Source organism: Pseudomonas sp. NPDC089408, assembly GCF_044749445.1.
GTDB lineage: Bacteria > Pseudomonadota > Gammaproteobacteria > Pseudomonadales > Pseudomonadaceae > Aquipseudomonas.
On sequence record NZ_JBIVHY010000013.1, the window covers coordinates 93,071 to 110,176 of the forward strand.

Annotated in this window: 21 protein-coding genes; 11 read left to right on the forward strand and 10 right to left on the reverse strand. The window is 62.9% G+C overall.

The genetic code is table 11. The features are described from left to right. Nucleotides 1-4: 4 nt before the first annotated feature. The 6 genes from nusB to nrdR form a co-directional block, all read right to left on the reverse strand. Nucleotides 5-505 carry a transcription antitermination factor NusB gene (gene nusB, locus ACIP02_RS19945; protein WP_201199831.1) on the reverse strand — a complete coding sequence of 167 codons (501 nt, stop codon included), beginning with the start codon at nucleotides 503-505 and terminating at the stop codon, nucleotides 5-7. Continuing rightward, a complete protein-coding gene (ribE, locus tag ACIP02_RS19950) occupies nucleotides 502-978 on the reverse strand; it encodes a 6,7-dimethyl-8-ribityllumazine synthase (RefSeq protein ID WP_391131027.1) in 477 nt (158 codons plus the stop codon). The genes nusB and ribE overlap by 4 nt, the downstream gene beginning before the upstream one ends. Nucleotides 979-1,069: 91 nt before the next feature. Beyond that, nucleotides 1,070-2,161 (reverse strand): bifunctional 3,4-dihydroxy-2-butanone-4-phosphate synthase/GTP cyclohydrolase II, encoded by a 1,092-nt coding sequence (ribBA, locus tag ACIP02_RS19955; RefSeq protein WP_400619593.1) that lies wholly within the window; start codon nucleotides 2,159-2,161, stop codon nucleotides 1,070-1,072. An 18-nt stretch (nucleotides 2,162-2,179) separates the two neighbouring features. Continuing rightward, nucleotides 2,180-2,845 (reverse strand): riboflavin synthase, encoded by a 666-nt coding sequence (locus ACIP02_RS19960; RefSeq protein ID WP_201199828.1) that lies wholly within the window; start codon nucleotides 2,843-2,845, stop codon nucleotides 2,180-2,182. Between the two features lie 42 nt (nucleotides 2,846-2,887). Beyond that, on the reverse strand, nucleotides 2,888-4,018 hold the full coding sequence (gene ribD, locus ACIP02_RS19965) for a bifunctional diaminohydroxyphosphoribosylaminopyrimidine deaminase/5-amino-6-(5-phosphoribosylamino)uracil reductase RibD (RefSeq protein WP_400619596.1): 1,131 nt from the start codon (nucleotides 4,016-4,018) through the stop codon (nucleotides 2,888-2,890). A gap of 2 nt (nucleotides 4,019-4,020) precedes the next feature. After that, a complete protein-coding gene (gene nrdR / locus ACIP02_RS19970; protein WP_009685710.1) occupies nucleotides 4,021-4,485 on the reverse strand; it encodes a transcriptional regulator NrdR in 465 nt (154 codons plus the stop codon). 106 nt (nucleotides 4,486-4,591) lie between these two features. Between nrdR and ACIP02_RS19975 the strand changes: the two genes are divergently transcribed. Genes ACIP02_RS19975 through trxA form a run of 3 tightly spaced genes read left to right on the forward strand, consistent with a single transcriptional unit; the run spans nucleotide 4,592 to nucleotide 6,608 of the window. Continuing rightward, nucleotides 4,592-5,044 (forward strand): YbaY family lipoprotein, encoded by a 453-nt coding sequence (locus ACIP02_RS19975; protein ID WP_400619747.1) that lies wholly within the window; start codon nucleotides 4,592-4,594, stop codon nucleotides 5,042-5,044. Then, the gene (locus ACIP02_RS19980; RefSeq protein ID WP_400619600.1) at nucleotides 5,045-5,704 is read left to right on the forward strand and encodes a class I SAM-dependent methyltransferase; all 660 of its coding nucleotides are present in this window, start codon (nucleotides 5,045-5,047) and stop codon (nucleotides 5,702-5,704) included. Between the two features lie 31 nt (nucleotides 5,705-5,735). Then, nucleotides 5,736-6,608, forward strand: coding sequence for a thioredoxin (trxA, locus tag ACIP02_RS19985; RefSeq protein ID WP_400619603.1), 873 nt, complete (start codon nucleotides 5,736-5,738; stop codon nucleotides 6,606-6,608). 142 nt (nucleotides 6,609-6,750) lie between these two features. Here trxA and ACIP02_RS19990 read toward each other — a convergent pair whose 3' ends face one another. Continuing rightward, a complete protein-coding gene (locus ACIP02_RS19990; protein ID WP_400619606.1) occupies nucleotides 6,751-7,095 on the reverse strand; it encodes a hypothetical protein in 345 nt (114 codons plus the stop codon). 130 nt (nucleotides 7,096-7,225) lie between these two features. Between ACIP02_RS19990 and ACIP02_RS19995 the strand changes: the two genes are divergently transcribed. From ACIP02_RS19995 to ACIP02_RS20015, 5 genes are all read left to right on the forward strand, one after another. Then, nucleotides 7,226-7,801, forward strand: coding sequence for a DUF2796 domain-containing protein (locus tag ACIP02_RS19995; protein WP_400619608.1), 576 nt, complete (start codon nucleotides 7,226-7,228; stop codon nucleotides 7,799-7,801). 1 nt (nucleotide 7,802) lies between these two features. Continuing rightward, nucleotides 7,803-8,513 carry an ABC transporter ATP-binding protein gene (locus ACIP02_RS20000; protein ID WP_400619611.1) on the forward strand — a complete coding sequence of 237 codons (711 nt, stop codon included), beginning with the start codon at nucleotides 7,803-7,805 and terminating at the stop codon, nucleotides 8,511-8,513. Further along, nucleotides 8,513-9,778 carry an ABC transporter permease gene (locus ACIP02_RS20005; RefSeq protein ID WP_400619614.1) on the forward strand — a complete coding sequence of 422 codons (1,266 nt, stop codon included), beginning with the start codon at nucleotides 8,513-8,515 and terminating at the stop codon, nucleotides 9,776-9,778. The genes ACIP02_RS20000 and ACIP02_RS20005 overlap by 1 nt, the downstream gene beginning before the upstream one ends. 123 nt (nucleotides 9,779-9,901) lie before the next feature. Further along, a complete protein-coding gene (locus ACIP02_RS20010; protein ID WP_400619750.1) occupies nucleotides 9,902-10,414 on the forward strand; it encodes a DUF3299 domain-containing protein in 513 nt (170 codons plus the stop codon). A 109-nt stretch (nucleotides 10,415-10,523) separates the two neighbouring features. Beyond that, nucleotides 10,524-11,207 carry an OmpW family protein gene (locus ACIP02_RS20015; protein ID WP_400619617.1) on the forward strand — a complete coding sequence of 228 codons (684 nt, stop codon included), beginning with the start codon at nucleotides 10,524-10,526 and terminating at the stop codon, nucleotides 11,205-11,207. On the opposite strand, the gene ACIP02_RS20020 is transcribed toward ACIP02_RS20015, so the two are convergent. Continuing rightward, nucleotides 11,195-12,400 carry an MFS transporter gene (locus tag ACIP02_RS20020; protein WP_400619619.1) on the reverse strand — a complete coding sequence of 402 codons (1,206 nt, stop codon included), beginning with the start codon at nucleotides 12,398-12,400 and terminating at the stop codon, nucleotides 11,195-11,197. The two genes, ACIP02_RS20015 and ACIP02_RS20020, sit on opposite strands and share 13 nt — an antisense overlap. Before the next feature lie 102 nt (nucleotides 12,401-12,502). Between ACIP02_RS20020 and ACIP02_RS20025 the strand changes: the two genes are divergently transcribed. Then, on the forward strand, nucleotides 12,503-12,946 hold the full coding sequence (locus ACIP02_RS20025; RefSeq protein WP_400619622.1) for a winged helix-turn-helix transcriptional regulator: 444 nt from the start codon (nucleotides 12,503-12,505) through the stop codon (nucleotides 12,944-12,946). 144 nt (nucleotides 12,947-13,090) lie between these two features. Here ACIP02_RS20025 and ACIP02_RS20030 read toward each other — a convergent pair whose 3' ends face one another. Next, complete coding sequence (locus ACIP02_RS20030) at nucleotides 13,091-14,023, reverse strand: NAD-dependent epimerase/dehydratase family protein (protein ID WP_400619625.1); 933 nt, start codon at nucleotides 14,021-14,023, stop codon at nucleotides 13,091-13,093. Continuing rightward, complete coding sequence (locus tag ACIP02_RS20035; protein ID WP_400619628.1) at nucleotides 14,016-14,900, reverse strand: sugar nucleotide-binding protein; 885 nt, start codon at nucleotides 14,898-14,900, stop codon at nucleotides 14,016-14,018. Before ACIP02_RS20035 ends, ACIP02_RS20030 begins: the two co-directional genes overlap by 8 nt. Nucleotides 14,901-15,423: 523 nt before the next feature. Here ACIP02_RS20035 and ACIP02_RS20040 point away from each other — a divergent pair. Together ACIP02_RS20040 and ACIP02_RS20045 are read left to right on the forward strand one after the other, a co-directional pair. Then, nucleotides 15,424-16,197: a TauD/TfdA family dioxygenase gene (locus ACIP02_RS20040; protein WP_400619630.1), complete on the forward strand. Its 774-nt coding sequence runs from the start codon at nucleotides 15,424-15,426 to the stop codon at nucleotides 16,195-16,197. Between the two features lie 16 nt (nucleotides 16,198-16,213). Further along, nucleotides 16,214-16,999: a TSUP family transporter gene (locus ACIP02_RS20045; protein WP_400619633.1), complete on the forward strand. Its 786-nt coding sequence runs from the start codon at nucleotides 16,214-16,216 to the stop codon at nucleotides 16,997-16,999. Nucleotides 17,000-17,106 lie beyond the last annotated feature (107 nt).

The window sequence follows — 17,106 nt, forward strand, 5'->3', positions numbered from 1 at the left end:
AGGATCAGCGCTTGTTCGCCTTGACTTCTGCTTCACGCAGGGCCGGGGCAAGCTTGTCCAGCACGCCGTTGACGAACTTGTGGCCGTCGGTGGCACCGAAGACCTTGGCCAGCTCCACACCTTCGTTGATCACGACGCGGTACGGCACGTCAACGCGCTTGATCAGTTCCCAGGTGGAAAGGCGCAGCACGGCCAGCTCGACCGGGTCGAGCTCGTCCAGCGCGATGGTCATGCACGGCACCAGCGCCTTGTCGATTTCGCCCTTGATTGCCGGGACCCCATGCAGGATCTCGCGGAAATAGGCACCGTCGACATCGGTGAAATCGTTATCGACCCGGAACTGCGCTTCGATCTCGTTCAGCGAATGCTGGGCCATGTGCCACTGGTAGAGGGCCTGGGTCGCGAGCTTGCGGGCTTCGCGGCGCTTGGCGCTCTTCGAGGGCTTGCCGGCATCCGCAGGTTTTGGATCGCGCGGGTTGAAACGATCGCTTTCGTCGCTAATCACTTGGCCTCCAACTGCGCCAGCAGGCTGACCATTTCCAGAGCGGACAGGGCAGCTTCACCGCCTTTGTTGCCAGCCTTGGTGCCGGAACGCTCGATGGCTTGCTCGATGGAGTCGACGGTCAGTACGCCGAAGGCCACCGGAACACCGAACTCCATGGACACCTGGGCCAGGCCCTTGGTGCATTCGCCTGCCACGTATTCAAAGTGCGGGGTACCACCACGGATCACGGCGCCTAGGGCGATGATCGCGTCGTAGGCGCCTTGCTGGGCGACCTTCTGTGCTACCAGCGGGATCTCGAACGCACCCGGGGCACGGATGATGGTGATGTCGCTTTCGCTGACACCGTGGCGAACCAGGGTATCAACGGCACCGCTTACCAGGCTTTCGACAACGAAGCTGTTGAAGCGGCCAACCACCAAAGCATAGCGACCTTTGGGGGCGATGAAGGTACCTTCGATGGTCTTCAGGGTCATTCCGATATTCTCATCTTCAAGAGCGAGGCCGCATACAAGCGGCCTCGACAGGGGTCTGGACTCGAGCAGAGGGCGTCATTGCCGCCTCAAGTCACTCGGAGGGCACGTATTCTACAACTTCCAGATCGAATCCGGATATCGCGTTGAACTTCATCGGCGAACTCATCAGGCGCATCTTGCGCACACCGAGGTCGCGCAGAATCTGCGAACCGGCGCCAACAGTGCTGTAGGTGGTCGGTGCCTTGGTCGGTGCATCGCCCGCGCTTTCGCGGATGTGCGCCAGCAGCACGTCGCCGTCCAGCGGATGGCCCAGCAGCAACACCACGCCGCTGCCGGCCTCGGCCACGGCGGCCATGGCCGCGCGCAGGCTCCAGCGGCCCGGTTGCTTGACCAGCAGCAGGTCGCGCAGCGGGTCCATGTTGTGTACACGCACCAGAGTCGGCTCTTCGGCGCAGATGTTGCCCAGGGTCAGGGCCATGTGCACGTCGCCTTCCACCGCGTCGCGGTAGGTGACCAGGTTGAACTCACCCAGCTCGCTTTCCACCGGCTGCTCGGACACACGCTGCACAGTGCGCTCGTGGATCATGCGGTAGTGGATCAGGTCGGCAATGGTTCCGATCTTCAGGCCGTGTTCGGCGGCGAACACTTCCAGCTCGGCGCGACGCGACATGGTGCCGTCGTCGTTCATCACTTCGCAGATCACGCCGCTTGGCTCGAAACCGGCCATGCGCGCCAGGTCGCAGGCCGCTTCGGTGTGGCCGGCGCGGGCCAGGGTACCGCCAGGCTGGGCCATCAGCGGGAAGATGTGGCCAGGGCTGACGATGTCTTCGGCCTTGGCATCCTTGGCAGCGGCAGCCTGCACGGTACGGGCGCGGTCGGCGGCGGAGATGCCAGTGGTGACGCCTTCGGCGGCTTCGATCGACACGGTGAACTTGGTGCCGAAGCCCGAGCCGTTGCGCGGCGCCATCAGTGGCAGCTTCAGCGTTTCGCAACGCTCGCGGGTCATCGGCATGCAGATCAGGCCACGGGCGTGCTTGGCCATGAAATTGATGTGCTCGGGCAGGCAGCATTCGGCTGCCATGATGATGTCGCCTTCGTTCTCGCGGTCTTCGTCATCCATGAGGATGACCATTTTGCCCTGGCGGATGTCTTCGACCAGTTCTTCGATGCTGTTGAGCGCCACGCGGCACCCCCTTCTCAATCAGGATTTCAAGAAGCCGTTGGCGGCCAGGAAGCTTTCGGTAATGCCACTGCCCTTGCTCGGTTCGGCAGCCTTGTCACCCAGCAGCAAACGCTCCAGGTAACGGGCCAGCAGGTCGACCTCAAGGTTTACCCGACGCCCTGCGCGGTAGTCGGCCATGATGGTTTCGGACAGGGTGTGTGGGACAATGGTCAGCTCGAACTCGGCGCCATTGACCTCATTGACCGTCAGGCTGGTGCCGTCGACGGTGATCGAACCCTTGTGGGCGATGTACTTGGCCAGCTCCTTCGGTGCACGCACCCGGAACTGGATAGCGCGGGCGTTATCGCTGCGCGAAATGATTTCGCCGACCCCGTCGACATGGCCACTGACCAGGTGCCCGCCCAGGCGGGTAGTGGGGGTCAGGGCCTTTTCCAGGTTGACCTTGCTGCCGCTCTTGAGGTCGATGAACGCAGTGCGCTTGAGTGTTTCGACACTGACGTCGGCCCAGAAGCCGTTACCCGGCAGTTCCACGGCGGTCAGGCACACGCCGTTGACGGCGATGCTGTCGCCAAGCTTGACGTCAGCCAGGTCGAGCTTGCCGGTTTCGACGTAGACGCGCACGTCGCCACCCTTGGGGGTCAGGCTGCGGATGGTGCCGATGGATTCGATGATGCCGGTGAACATGGGGTCTTCCTCAAAAACGGTTTGCGCGGGGCAAGCCCGGCATTATACGCCGGGCGCCGGCAGGGGGATGGCCGTGACCCGCCAGTCATCGCCCACTGCACGCATTTCGGTAATTTTCAGCCGCGGTGCTTGGCTCATCTTCTCCAGTGGCCAGTCCAGCAGCGGGCGAGCCTGGGAGCCGAGGAAGGTACCGGCGACGAACAGCTGGTACTCGTCGACCAGGCCTTGGCGAGCAAAGGCCGCGACCAGGCCGGCACCGGCTTCCAGCAGGATTTCGTTGACGCCACGGGCGGCCAGTGCCTGCAGCAGCGCCGCCAGGTCGACCTGGCCATTGTCGCTCGGCAGGCGGAGCAGTTCGTGGCCGGCAGCGGCATAGCGCGGGTCATCCGCGACAGCGGTCACCACCAGTGCCGGGCCGGCCTGGAAGAATGGCGCATCCAGTGGCAGGCGCAGGCGGCCATCGACCAACACACGCAGCGGGGTGCGGCTGAGTGCTAGGGCGGTGGTTTCGGCATCCAGGCCCAGCTCGGTGCCTCGCACGGTCATGCGGGCGTTATCGGCCAGCACGCTGGCGGCGCTGGTGAGCACCACGCTCGACCGGGCGCGCAGGCGCTGCACTGCCGAGCGGGCAGCCGGCCCGGTGATCCACTGGCTTTCACCACTGGCCATGGCGGTGCGGCCGTCCAGGCTCATGGCCAGCTTGGCACGGACGAACGGCAAGCCGTGCTCCATGCGCTTGAGGAAACCCGGGTTGAGGGCACGGGCCTCGGCTTCGAGTACACCGCTGGCCACTTCGATACCGGCCGCGGCCAGGCGCCGCAGGCCCTGCCCCGCCACTTGCGGGTTAGGGTCCTGCATGGCTGCCACCACCCGCGCCACACCGGCATTGACCAGCGCCTCGGCACACGGCGGCGTGCGGCCATGGTGGCTGCACGGCTCCAGGGTGACGTAGGCACAGGCACCACGGGCACGCTCACCGGCCTGGCGCAAGGCATGCACTTCGGCATGCGGTTCGCCGGCGCGCACGTGCCAGCCTTCGCCGACCACTTCGCCATCGCGCACGATCACACAGCCTACGCGCGGGTTCGGGTGGGTGGTGTACAGGCCCTTGCGCGCCAGCTCCAGCGCGCGGGCCATGTAGTGGGCGTCAAGGATGGCGGCTTGGCTGGGCATGTTCACTCTTTAGCCGGCTCACGGGCCAGGCGATCGATTTCTTCGCGGAACTCGTCGAGGTCCTGGAAGCGCCGGTACACCGAGGCAAAGCGGATATAGGCCACTTCATCGAGCTTGCGCAACTCGGCCATGACCATTTCACCTACCACCAGCGATTTGACCTCGCGCTCGCCGGTGGCACGCAGGCGGCTCTTGATGTGCGCCAGTGCCGCTTCCAGGCGCTCGACGCTGACCGGTCGTTTTTCCAGCGCCCGCTGCATGCCGGCACGCAGTTTGTCTTCGTCGAAAGGCTGACGCGTGCCGTCCTGCTTGATCAGCCGGGGCAGCACCAGCTCGGCGGTTTCGAAGGTGGTGAAGCGCTCGCCACAGGCCACGCATTCGCGGCGGCGGCGCACCTGCTCGCCTTCGGCGACGAGGCGAGAGTCGATGACCTTGGTGTCGTTGGCACCGCAAAAGGGACAGTGCATGGTGGCAGGCAACAAAAAAAGGGAGGGCCATGGTAGCGCATTGCACTGGCAAGACAAGCCAAAGGGGTTAACATCCATGGGAAATCTGCCCGTGAAGGACTACTCCATGCACTACCGAGCGCTCGTCGTGCTGTGCTGCGCCGCCCTGCTCGCCGCCTGCGGCAGCGACAGGCCGAAGACCGATACCCCTCCCGCACCCGCGCCGGCCCGCTCGGCCAAGCCGGCCGAAGTACTCGGCCCGCTGCCGGCCTACCAGCGCGAACTCAGCGGCACCTTGCTCGAGATCCCGGCCGGTGCCGACGTAGAACTGGCCTTGCTGGTCATCGATGAACGCGACCGCCCGCAACGGCTGCTGGCCAGCAGCAACCTGACCGGTACCGGCCAGGCCCTGCCCTACCACCTGCGCTTCAACCCCGAGGCCTTCCCGGCCGGGGCGCGGGTCGAGCTGCGTGGCCGCGCCAGCAGTTCTGGCCAGCTGATCATGCACCTGCCGCCGGTGCGCATTACCCAGGCCCAGACCCAGGCCACCGGCCCGCTGCGTTTCGAGAAGGCGCCGTAAGTGGTGCCAGACGCCCTGCAACAGGCCCTCAGCGGCCTGATCGGCGAAGCGCGGCTGACCGTCAGCGAGCTGCCCGGCTGCGACCTGAAGCTGTGGCTGATCGACGAGCAGAACATGGACCGCGCCTTCAGCAGCGAAGAGACCCGGCGCATTCTTGAAGAGCCACCCTACTGGAGCTTCTGCTGGGCCAGCGGCCTGGCCATGGCCCGCTACCTGGCCGAGCGCCCGGAATGGGTGGCCGGCAAACGCGTGCTGGACTTTGGCGCCGGCTCCGGCATCGCAGGTATTGCTGCAGCGCGCGCGGGCGCCCTGGAGGTGGTGGCCTGCGACCTCGACCCGCTGGCACTCGATGCCTGCCGCGCGAATGCCGCGCTCAATGGGGTGGAGCTGAGCTACAGCAGCGACTTCTTCGCCGAAGACGACCGCTTCGACCTGATCCTGGTGGCCGACGTGCTGTACGACCGCGCCAACTTGCCACTACTGGATGCCTTCCTCGGTCGTGGTCGCCAGGCACTGGTGGCCGATTCGCGGGTACGCGACTTCAGCCACCCGCTCTACCAGCAACTTGGCGTGCTCGAAGCACTGACCCTGCCAGACCTGGCCGAGCCACACGAATTCCGCCGGGTCAGCCTGTACCACGCCAGCCGCGACACCTTATAGTGGTGTTATTCACGAGTTTGCGAGAGTCGCAATGAGCCAAGACACGCCTTACATTTTCGACGCCACCGATGCCACCTTCCAGCAACTGGTGATCGACAACTCCTTCCACAAGCCGGTGCTGGTGGACTTCTGGGCCGAGTGGTGCGCGCCGTGCAAGGCACTGATGCCGTTGCTGGCGAAGATCGCCGAGGGTTACCAGGGCGAACTGCTGCTGGCCAAGATCAACTGCGACGTGGAACAGCAGGTGGTTGCCCAGTTCGGCATCCGCAGCCTGCCGACCGTGGTGCTGTTCAAGGACGGCCAGCCGGTGGACGGTTTTGCCGGTGCACAGCCGGAATCGGCGATCCGCGCCATGCTCGAGCCGCACGTGCAAATGCCTGCCGCCCCTGTCGCTTCGCCGCTGGAGCAGGCCAAGGCGCTGTTTGCCGAAAGCCGTTTTGCCGAGGCCGAAGCGCTGTTGCAGGCGCTGCTGGGTGAGGACAACAGCAATGCCGAGGCGCTGATTCTGTACGCCCGTTGCCTGGCCGAGCGCGGTGAACTAGGGGAAGCCCAGGTGGTGCTGGATGCAGTCAAGACGGACGAACACAAGGCCGCGCTGGCGGGTGCCAAGGCCCAGCTGACGTTCCTGCGCCAGGCGGCCAGCCTGCCGGAAGTCGCCGACCTGAAAAGCCGCCTGGCGCAGAGCCCGCAGGATGACGAGGCGGCTTACCAGCTGAGCATCCAGCAACTGGCGCGCCAGCAGTATGAGGCGGCGCTGGAAGGGTTGCTGAAGTTGTTCCAGCGTAACCGTGGCTATGAGAACGGGCTGCCGCAGAAGGCGATGCTGCAGGTGTTCGAGTTGCTGGGTGGTGACCACCCGCTGGTTGGGGTTTATCGTCGCAAGCTGTCGGCGGCTATGTTCTGAGATTTTTGGGGCCGCTCTGCGGCCCATCGCGACGCAAGGCCGCTCCTACAAGGGACCGCGAGCAATCAGGCTTTCGCGTTTTTCTGTAGGAGCGGCCTTGCGTCGCGATGGGCTGCAAAGCAGCCCCAAAATTCTGAAACTTTCATCCCACCCAATGATAAACCGGCGCATCTACGCCACTTTCCACCTTCACCTCACTGCTGTGGCGCAAACGCACCAGCAGCCGCTTGCCCGCCGCCGTACTCCCGGCCAACCCTTCCAGCCGGTCGAGCAATTCCGGCCCGCTCATCTGCCCGGCCAGGCGCAACACCTCGCGCGCCGCCGTCCATTGCCCGTCATCCTGCCGTGGCGCTGCCGCCGGGGCAGCCGCCACTGCATGCGCCGCCACCGGCACCTCGATCTGCCGCCCCAGCTGCGCCCATTCTTCAGGCTCAAGCTCGATGGTCAGGTCCACTGGCCAATCACCAATCTGCCCACGAATTCTCACGATGCGTTCCTTGAACCCAGGTCAATGCCCCCATCCTACCGCAAGATGAAACCTGCACCACACAGGCTGGCGGCGCGCAGAAAAGTTGTTATAACATAACCAGATTATTCAGCCCGCCCCGGAGTCGTCCATGCGTCGCCTGCTGCTCGCCCTGCCCTTCGCCTTGCTGCCACTGGCCGTGGCCCATGCCCACGATGACCATGATCACGACCACGCGCATGGCACCCTCGGCGCCCACGAGCATGGCGTGGCCAAGCTCAACGTCGTGCTCGACGGCAACACCCTGGAGCTGGAGATGGACAGCCCGGCGATGAACCTGGTCGGTTTCGAACACGCCGCCAGCAGCGAGGCCGACAAAGCCAAGGTTGCCGCTGTGCGCCAGCAGCTCGAACAACCGCTGAAGCTGTTCGGCCTTGCCTCGGCTGCAGGCTGCAAGGAAGACCAGCAAGCGCTGGAAAGCCCGCTGTTCGGTGACGCAGCCAAGGCTGACGACGACGGTGACGAGCAGGAGAAAGGCCACGTGCACAGCGACATCAACGCCCACTACCAGTTGAACTGCGCCACCCCGGACAAACTCGCCCAGATCGACCTTGCCCCGCTTTACAAAGCCTTCCCGGCCACGCAGAAGATCAACGTGCAACTGATCGGCCCGAACGGCCAGAAAGGCGTCGAAACCTCGCCCGCCAAGGCTGTGGTCGCATTCTGAGATGAGCCAGGCGCTGATTGAACTGCAGGACCTGGTGTTCGCCTGGCCCAACCAGGCGCCGTTGCTGGATATTCCGGCATTGCGCCTGGAAGCCGGCGAAGCGTTGTTCCTGAAAGGCCCCAGCGGCAGTGGCAAGACCACGCTGCTGGGTTTGTTGGGTGGCGTCACCGTTCCGGGCCAGGGCCGCATCCATTTGCTCGGCCAGGACCTTGGCAGCCTTGGCCAAGGCGCCCGCGACCGCTTCCGGGTCGATCACACCGGCTACATCTTCCAGCAGTTCAACCTGCTGCCGTTTCTGTCGGTACGTGAGAACGTCGAGCTGCCCTGCCGCTTCTCGCGCAGCCGCAAGGCGCGCGCCGAGCAGCGCCATGGCAGTGTCGACCAGGCCGCCAGCACGCTGCTGGCCCACCTGGGCCTGGGCGACCCGGCCCTGCTCGCGCGCCGCGCCGACAGCCTGTCGATCGGCCAGCAGCAGCGGGTTGCCGCCGCCCGTGCACTGATCGGCCAGCCTGAACTGGTGATTGCCGACGAACCGACCTCGGCACTGGACGCCGACACCCGCGAAGCATTCATCCGCCTGCTGTTCGACGAGTGCCGCGCCGCCGGTGCCAGCCTGCTGTTCGTCAGCCACGACCAGAGCCTGGCCCCTCTGTTCGACCGCCACCTGTCGCTGGCCGAACTCAACCGCGCCGCCAAGCCCCGGGAGGCCTGATGTACCTGCTCCGCCTTGCCCTGGCCAGCCTGGCCAACCGCCGTTTCACCGCGTTCCTCACGGCTTTTGCCATTGCCCTGTCGGTTTGCCTGCTGCTGGCCGTGGAACGGGTGCGTACCGAAGCTCGCGCCAGCTTCGCCAGCACCATCAGCGGCACCGACCTGATCGTCGGTGCCCGCTCTGGCTCGGTGAACCTGCTGCTGTACTCGGTGTTCCGCATCGGCAACGCCACCAACAACATTCGCTGGGACAGCTATGAGCAGTACGCCAAAGACCCACGGGTAAAATGGGCCATACCGATCTCGCTGGGCGATTCGCACCGCGGTTATCGGGTGATGGGTACCACCACGGAGTATTTCAGCCATTACCAGTACGGTCGCCGCCAGCATCTGGCACTGAGCCAGGGCCGTGAGTTCGCCAGCGACCCGTTCGAAGTGGTGCTCGGCGCCGAAGTCGCCGAGGCGCTGCACTACAAGCTCGGTGACCAGCTGGTGCTGGCCCATGGTGTAGCCGCCATCAGCCTGGTCAAGCATGACGACAAGCCGTTTACCGTGGTTGGTGTGCTCAAGCGCACCGGCACGCCGGTCGACCGCACCTTGCACATCAGCCTGGGCGGCATGGAGGCGATTCACATCGACTGGCACAACGGCGTACCGGCCCGTGGCGCCGGGCGTATCAGCGCCGACCAGGCTCGCACCATGGACCTGCAACCGGCTGCCATCACCGCATTCATGCTGGGCCTGAACAACAAGATTGCCACGTTCAGCCTGCAACGGGAGATCAACGAGTACCGCAGCGAGCCGTTGCTGGCGATTCTGCCCGGGGTGGCCCTGCAAGAGCTGTGGAGCCTGATGGGCACTGCCGAACAGGCATTGTTCGTGGTCTCGTTGTTCGTGGTGCTTACCGGCCTGATCGGCATGCTCACGGCGATTCTCACCAGCCTCAACGAGCGCCGCCGGGAGATGGCGATCCTGCGCTCGGTCGGGGCCAGACCGTGGCATATTGCCGGGCTGCTGGTGCTGGAGGCGCTGTCGCTGGCGGCGGTCGGCATTGTCGCCGGGTTGGGCTTGCTGTATGCGGGGATTGCCCTGGCGCAGGGGTATGTGCAGGTCAACTATGGTTTGTACTTGCCCTTGGCAATGCCGAGCGCCCATGAATGGACCTTGCTGGCTATCATTCTTGGCGCAGCCTTGCTGATGGGCAGCGTGCCGGCGTGGCGGGCCTATCGGCAGTCGTTGGCCGATGGTTTGTCGATCCACCTCTGAGAGCCAGTAATGATCCAGTACCTCATGCGCTTCTTCGCGGGTAAACCCGCTCCTACATTGGATTGCGTTCCCCTTGTAGGAGCGGGTTCATCGAGGCGTCGAACCGCCGCGAAGAGGCCAGCCCTGCAAATGCTGCTGATCCTGCTGCTTACGGTAGCGATGCCCCTATGGGCCGCCGAACCCAAGGAGCTGGACTGGCCCGCCCTGATCCCCGAGGGCGCCCCGGTCATCCCGCCACAACTCGCCCCGCTGCACGACCTGTCGCAACTCAGCAATGCCTTGTCTGCCGAGTCCGCACCGGCAGCACGCCAGCAAGCCCCCGACGCGCCAGTGGTGAAAAGCCTTGACGGCCAGAAGATCAAGCTGCCCGGCTACATCGTGCCACTGGAGGTCAGCGAAGAGGGCCGCACGACAGAGTTCCTGCTGGTCCCCTACTACGGCGCCTGCATCCACGTACCGCCACCACCGTCGAACCAGATCGTGCACATCTTCAGCGAAATGGGCGTGCGCGTCGAAGACCTCTACCAGCCCTACTGGATCGAGGGGAAGATGCAGGTTAGAGCCTCCAGCAGCGAGCTGGCCGATGCCGGATACCAGATGGAAGCCGAGAAAATATATGCTTATGAGCTGAAATGAGAACTGTTACCGACTTGTGACAACGCTTCTTTGAGCTGGGTCAAACTTTCTGTTTAGACGCATCCGTACCATTGGACTACTCGATTACTCACGTCCTTTGGGAGCTTCCATGAACAAGTCCTTGCTCGGTGCCGCATTCGCGGCCCTGGCGCTCGCCGCCCCTGTTGCCCACGCCCACCAGGCGGGTGATGTCATCGTCCGCGCCGGGGCCATCACCACGGCGCCGAACGAGAGCAGCGGCGACCTGAAATTTGATGGCAACAAGGTTTCGGGCACCAAGGCGACCCTGGACAGCGATACCCAGTTGGGCCTGACGTTCGCCTACATGCTCACCGATCACATCGGCCTGGAACTGCTGGCCGCCACACCGTTCAAGCACACCGTCGGCGTAAAAGGCCTGGGTGGCGGCCTGGACGGCAAGCTGGCCGACATCAAGCAACTGCCACCGACCCTGTCGCTGCAGTACTACCCGATGGAGCCGAACTCCAGGTTCCAGCCGTATGCCGGTGTGGGCATCAACTACACCCTGTTCTTTGATGAAGACCTCAGCAGCACCCGCAAGCAGCAGGGCTTCAGCAACCTGAAGCTGCAGGACTCGATCGGCATTGCCGGCCAGTTGGGCATGGACTACATGATCACTGACAACCTGCTGGTCAACGCCTCGGTCTGGTACGTCGACATCGACACCAAGGCCAGCGTCAACGGCCCAACCGCGCTGGGCTATAGCAAAACCAAGGTCGACGTCGAAGTCGACCCATGGGTATACATGGTCGGCCTTGGCTACAAGTTCTGACCAGAACACTGCAGGGCGGCTTCGGCCGCCCGGTTTTTTGGCTGCCATAGCCAGTAACCCAGAGCAGCCGCGCTGATGGCCATGCCCAGGCCGCACACCGCAGCCCACCCCCAATGGGCATATACCCAGCTCGCCAGCACCGCCCCCACACCGCTACCCAGCGAATAGCAACACATGTAGGCACCAATCAAACGGCTGGCCATCTCGCCACGACCGCCCAGCAACAGGCTCTGGTTGGTGACATGCACCGCCTGCACGGCAAAGTCCAGCACCAGCACACCCAGCACAAAGGCCGTCAGCGATTGCCCGACAAAGGCTGTGGGCAGCCATGACAGCGTCAGCAACACCAGCGCCAGCCCGGTGGTGCGCTCCCCCAGCCCTTGGTCGGCCAGGCGGCCGGCGCGCGACGCGGCCAATGTGCCTGCAACACCCGCCAGGCCGAACAGGCCGATCTCGGTGTGGCTCAGCGACAGCGGTGCAGCGCTGAGGGGCATGACCATCGCACTCCAAAGCACGCTGAATGCGGCGAAGATCAACACACCGAACACACCGCGCTGGCGCAGCAACCTGTCGTGCCGGTACAGGCTGAACTGGGCCACGATCAGCGCCCGGTAGCTGGAGCGGTACTTGGCTGAAGCCACCGAGGGCAAGCTACGCCACATCACCAGTGCCAGCAGTATCAACATACCTGCGGCTATCCAGTAAACGCTGCGCCAGCCCGCCAGATCGGCCAGCCCACCCGAAACCAGACGTGCGAGCAGAATGCCCAGCACCACGCCGCTGGTGACAGTGCCCACTGCCCGCCCTTGCAGGCCAGGTGCGGCCAGGCTCGCGGCATGCGCCACCATGACCTGCACCATGACGGCCATCAAACCCGTGACTGCCAGCGCCAGCAGCAGTACCGCCCAGTTCGGCGCCAGGGCGACCCCACCCAGCGCCAGCGCCGAGAACAGCAACTGGCCAAGCAGCAAGCGTTTGCGGTCCAGAAGGTCACCCAGCGGCACGATCAACAACAAGCCCAAGGCGTAGCCCGCCTGAGTCGCACCCACTACCCAGCCAATCTGCTGCTGCGCCACGCCCAGGTCGGCGGCCATCGATTCTAGCAAAGGCTGGGCAAAATAGACGGTCGCCACGGCCATCGCGCTGGTCGTGGCCAGCAGCAGGGTTATCCAGCGTATCTGTGTGGGCGTCATCGGGCTGACCTCTCGATTCTGGTTTCGATTTGAAACCATATGCTGGCTATTTAACAAATGTGGTTTTAATATGCAACCAGGTACTCAAGACAGGTCTGTCTCATGCTCGATGAAAACAATGCGCAGTGCCCCGTCGCCCGAGCCTTGGAAGTGCTGGGTGACCGCTGGGCGTTGATGATCTTGCGTGATGCCTTCGACGGCCTGCGGCGCTTTAGCGAGTTCCAGAAGAACCTGGGGCTGGCGAAGAACATCCTTGCCTCGCGGCTCAAACTATTGGTGGAAAGTGGGTTGCTGGCGATGCAACCGGCTTCGGATGGCAGCGCCTACAAGGAATATGTGCTGACCGAGAAAGGGCGCTCGGTGTTTCCGGTGGTGGTTGGCTTGAGGCAGTGGGGGGAGAGGTTTCTGTTCGAGGCGGGCGAGGCGCGATCTGAACTGGTAGAGGGTGCTAGTGGGCAGGGGCTTGAGACGATGCAGGTGCGGGCCATCGATGGGCGGGTCTTGAATGCTGAAGATTGCCTGCGCAGGAATGTGCGGCATGGGTGATTTTGGGGCTGCTGTGCAGCCCATCGCGACACAAGGCCGCTCCTGCAGCGACCGCGAATCGTCGACATTGCGCGATCCCTGTAGGAGCGGCCTTGCCGGGGCGCCGGACCGGTCGGATAGGGCCGCAAAGCGGCCCCGGCGCTATCAGCCTTTACCCAAAAGTCGCGCCAGCCCGTCTACCATCGGCGTCACCTGCGCAACCTCGAACCGCGCCAGCAACCGCTGGTTATCTGCCCGCGAATGGCGAATATCCCCCGAGCGCGCCGGCGCATAGCTGACCGCCGGCAAACTTCCGACCACCTGCCCCAACGCCGCTAGCATCTGGTTGATCGACGTCGCCTGGTTGAGGCCGATGTTCACCGCCCCCTCCTCGACCTGCGGCTGCTCCAGCGCCTGCACCATTACCTGCACCAGGTCGCCCACATAAAGGAAATCGCGGGTCTGCTCGCCATCACCGAACACGGTGATCGGCAAGCCCTGCACTGCTCGCTCACAGAAGATGCTGATCACCCCGGAATACGGCGAGGAAGGGTCCTGGCGCGGCCCGAAGATATTGAAGAAGCGGAACACCACCGGCTCCAGGCCATGCTGGCGACGGTAGAAGTCCAGGTATTGCTCACTGGCCAGCTTGTCCACCGCATAGGGGGTCAGCGGCGCCTTGGGCGTGTCTTCGGCAATTGACTCACCCTCGCCATTGTTGCCGTACACCGCCGCACTGGATGCGAACAGCACCCGGCGCAGGCCATGCACGCGCATGGCTTCACAGACGTTCAGGGTGCCGATGAAGTTGCTCTGGTGGGTGCGCACCGGGTCTTCGACCGAAGCCTGCACCGAAGCCACCGCTGCCAGGTGCACCACAGCACTGCAGCCGGCCGCAGCCTGCGTGACCAACCCGGCATCGGCGACATCGCCTTCGATCAGCTCCAATCGAGGGTGATCAACTTGCAGGTTACCCCGCCGGCCAGTGGAAAAGTCGTCGAGAATGCGGACGGCGTAGCCTTTGTCCAACAACGCATCGCACAGGTGGGAACCAATGAAGCCGGCACCGCCGGTGATCAGGATGGGGGCATCAGCCATGGCGGTAGAACCGGTCCAGTAGGGGCGGCAAGCCGGCGCGCCAGGCACGCGGCTTGATGCCGAAGGTATGAAGGATTTTCTTGCAGGCCAGCACTGCGTGCTGCGGCTCTTCGCTGGCATCCGGGCGCGCGGCATGGGCCTGCGGGGTCGGCGCCTGCACTGCCAGCTGGCGGTACTGCCCCGCCTCGGTGAGGATCGCCTGGCCCAGCGCCAGCGGCGTCGTCGCCTCGTTGCCGGCGTAATGGTAGGTGCCCCACAGCGGCGCGCTGCAATCGAGCTGCTTGAGCACCGACAGGATCACCCGTGCGGCATCATCAACCGGCGTCGGGTTACCGCGCCGGTCATCGGCCAGCAGCAGTTCCGCCGGTTGTTCGGCGCGGGTCAGGAAGCGGCCCAGCGAGCCATCGATGCTTTCGTCCAGCAGCCAGCCAAAGCGCAGCAATACATGCTGCGGGCAGGTGGCACGCACACTCTGCTCGATGCGCCACAGCGCCTGGCCGCGCAGGCCTAGCGGTACAGGTTCGTCCTTTTCGCTGTAGGCCGTAGCCCGCGAACCATCGAACACCCGGTAGCTGGAAGGCTGCACCAGGGTTATCTGGTGGTGTTGGCACAGCTCGGCCAGCCGCTCCACAGCGCGCTCCTGTTGCGCCAGGCGCGGCTCACTGACCGACTCGGCCTGGAACCAGTCGAAGTAATAAGCCAGGTTCACCAGCGCGTCGGGGCGATGGTCGTCGAGCAGCTGAGTGAGGTTGGCCGGCGTCCAGCCGTTCTCGGGCGGGCGCGGCGCCAGGAATGCGATGTCCTCCTCGGCCCCAAGACGAATCAGCGCTTGCCCGAGGGCATTGCCACCACCCAACAGCATTAGGCGCATACGCATAGAGTCAGCAGATCCGGAGAGGTTGATGAAGGAAAGGGGTCATTTTGCGGTTTCCGGGCGGGGAAGTCCAACCCTCGGGAAGTGAGCACATACGCAGGACCATTCCTACCATCACCAGAGACATTCCCTACAGCTCACGGGGACTAGGTCCTGCATCCCCGGTTAAAAACATCTGGCTAAATGATCGCCGAGCCAACAAAAGGTTTCACTTTCCCCTACAGACAAGGAAAAAAACAATGACAGGGAATCAATCTCGGCGCTCGCCTGAAATAATCAGTTTCCCGTTTACGGAGCAGCAAGCTCGGTTACTGGATTCAGGGTCCAGAGAAGCTGCCGCTAGCGGTGGACCTGATATAGCAGAAACGGCAAAAACCTCCGCACATCACGCAAGTGTTCTCATGCTTTCAATGAGCCCTCGGCAACGCGACATGCTCGAAATGTTCACCTATGGCAGGGCGGCTGCAATTGAGTTCACTGCGATGCAAATTCCCTGCATCGATCCTGCGCCCGAGCACTTGCGCCCATGGACATCATCAGTACCGAACTAGTCACTCTCTATCTGGCCTCTCGAAACCAGATTTTGTTGAACCTTGTCGATTACCGTTCCTTCGCTTTTGATATAGACAACGGTGGCAAGCAAGTCAGACTCGTTGGCAACTTTAAAGGTGGCGGCCAAAATTTGTTATCGGATGAACTTGATCATCATGAAGCCGAACTCAGCTCCCATTCAGGACTGATGCTGGGTCCGCATACAGAACCTCCTTACAATTGCTCGATCAACTCGGAGAGTGGACATTCACCAGCCCCGAGCGCATTGATTCTGACAGCCAGATGGAACCCCTTGAAGGAACCAACGAGCTTGATACCTGTTCGCGATGCGGTTGCAAGACTGAACGGACTTGAGGCTCTCGCGCTTTCATCGAAATCATTCTGTTTCACACGCAGCGACTGCTTCGTCAAGGATGACAGTGAGCAGACGGTCGAAAATTCCATTCTCCAATTTGATCCGAAGGGTGAGTTCACGTTGCGCTTCAGTAGCTATCGTTACTCTTTACATAACGAGGCCAGCCAGCCGGCGCGACAAGCTTATCGCTCGCTCGTGCACCTGTTGGGCCAAGCAAAATCCCACGAATTCATCCTTCATCCCGGATCAGCACTACTAATCAACAACAGCCAGACACTCCATGCACGGGAAATTGTCAAGGACAACAGGAGACTATTGATCCGACTGTTTGGTTATTCACCGGATGCCCGACCATTGATCTTGAAACAAGATCCACTTGTAGTGCGCGGTTAATGCAGGGGACAAACAAGTGGAAATTGAAACCTCGATATTTGTTGTACTCGCCGCTGTCGCCCTGCTAGCCGGCTTTTTCGATGCAATAGCAGGCGGCGGCGGACTGCTTACACTCCCCGCCCTGTTCATTGCAGGCATCGACCCGTTGGCGGCAATGGCTACCAACAAATTTCAGGCATCCTCAGCCAGTGCCTCAGCAGTCTGGGCGTTCACTCGCAAGCGAATGATCGAGTGGCGGGCAGACTGGCCCATGGCTTGCCTCTCGTTTACCGGAGGTATTGCAGGCGCCCTGTCGATTAGCATGCTCGACAGGGCTGTCCTGGAGTCAATTGTGCCGATCTTGCTGATTGCGGTGGCCGCCTACTTTGCATTCAGTCCCACGCTCGGTGATCAGAATCGTAAGCAACGGCTATCGCGCTTCACCTTCACATTGGCAGTAGTTCCAGCCATTGGGTTCTACGACGGTATTTTTGGCCCAGGTACCGGATCATTCTTCATGGTCGCCTGCACACTGCTGCTGGGGCAGCAGCTTATGCAGGCAATCTGCAGAAGCAAACTATTGAACGCTTGCTGTAACCTCGGAGCGCTGTCGGTATTCGCATTCAGTGGGGCGATCATCTGGCCTTTGGCATTGGCTATGGCAGTCTGTGCCATCATCGGTGCTCAAATTGGCGCGCATTGCGCGCTCTACTTCGGACCACGGCTGATCAAACCGCTACTGATCGTTGTCTGTTGCCTGATGGCAATCAAGTTACTGTTCGGTGATGGGCACCCGATAGGAGAGTGGTTGCAGAAACTTTGAGTAATTACCGAGCTTGCTTCTCTCCCCCTTGTTTCAACCATTGGTTATCGCGGTCATCTGTAGGAGCGGCCTTGCCGGGGCGCCGGACCGGTCGGAAAGGGCTGCGC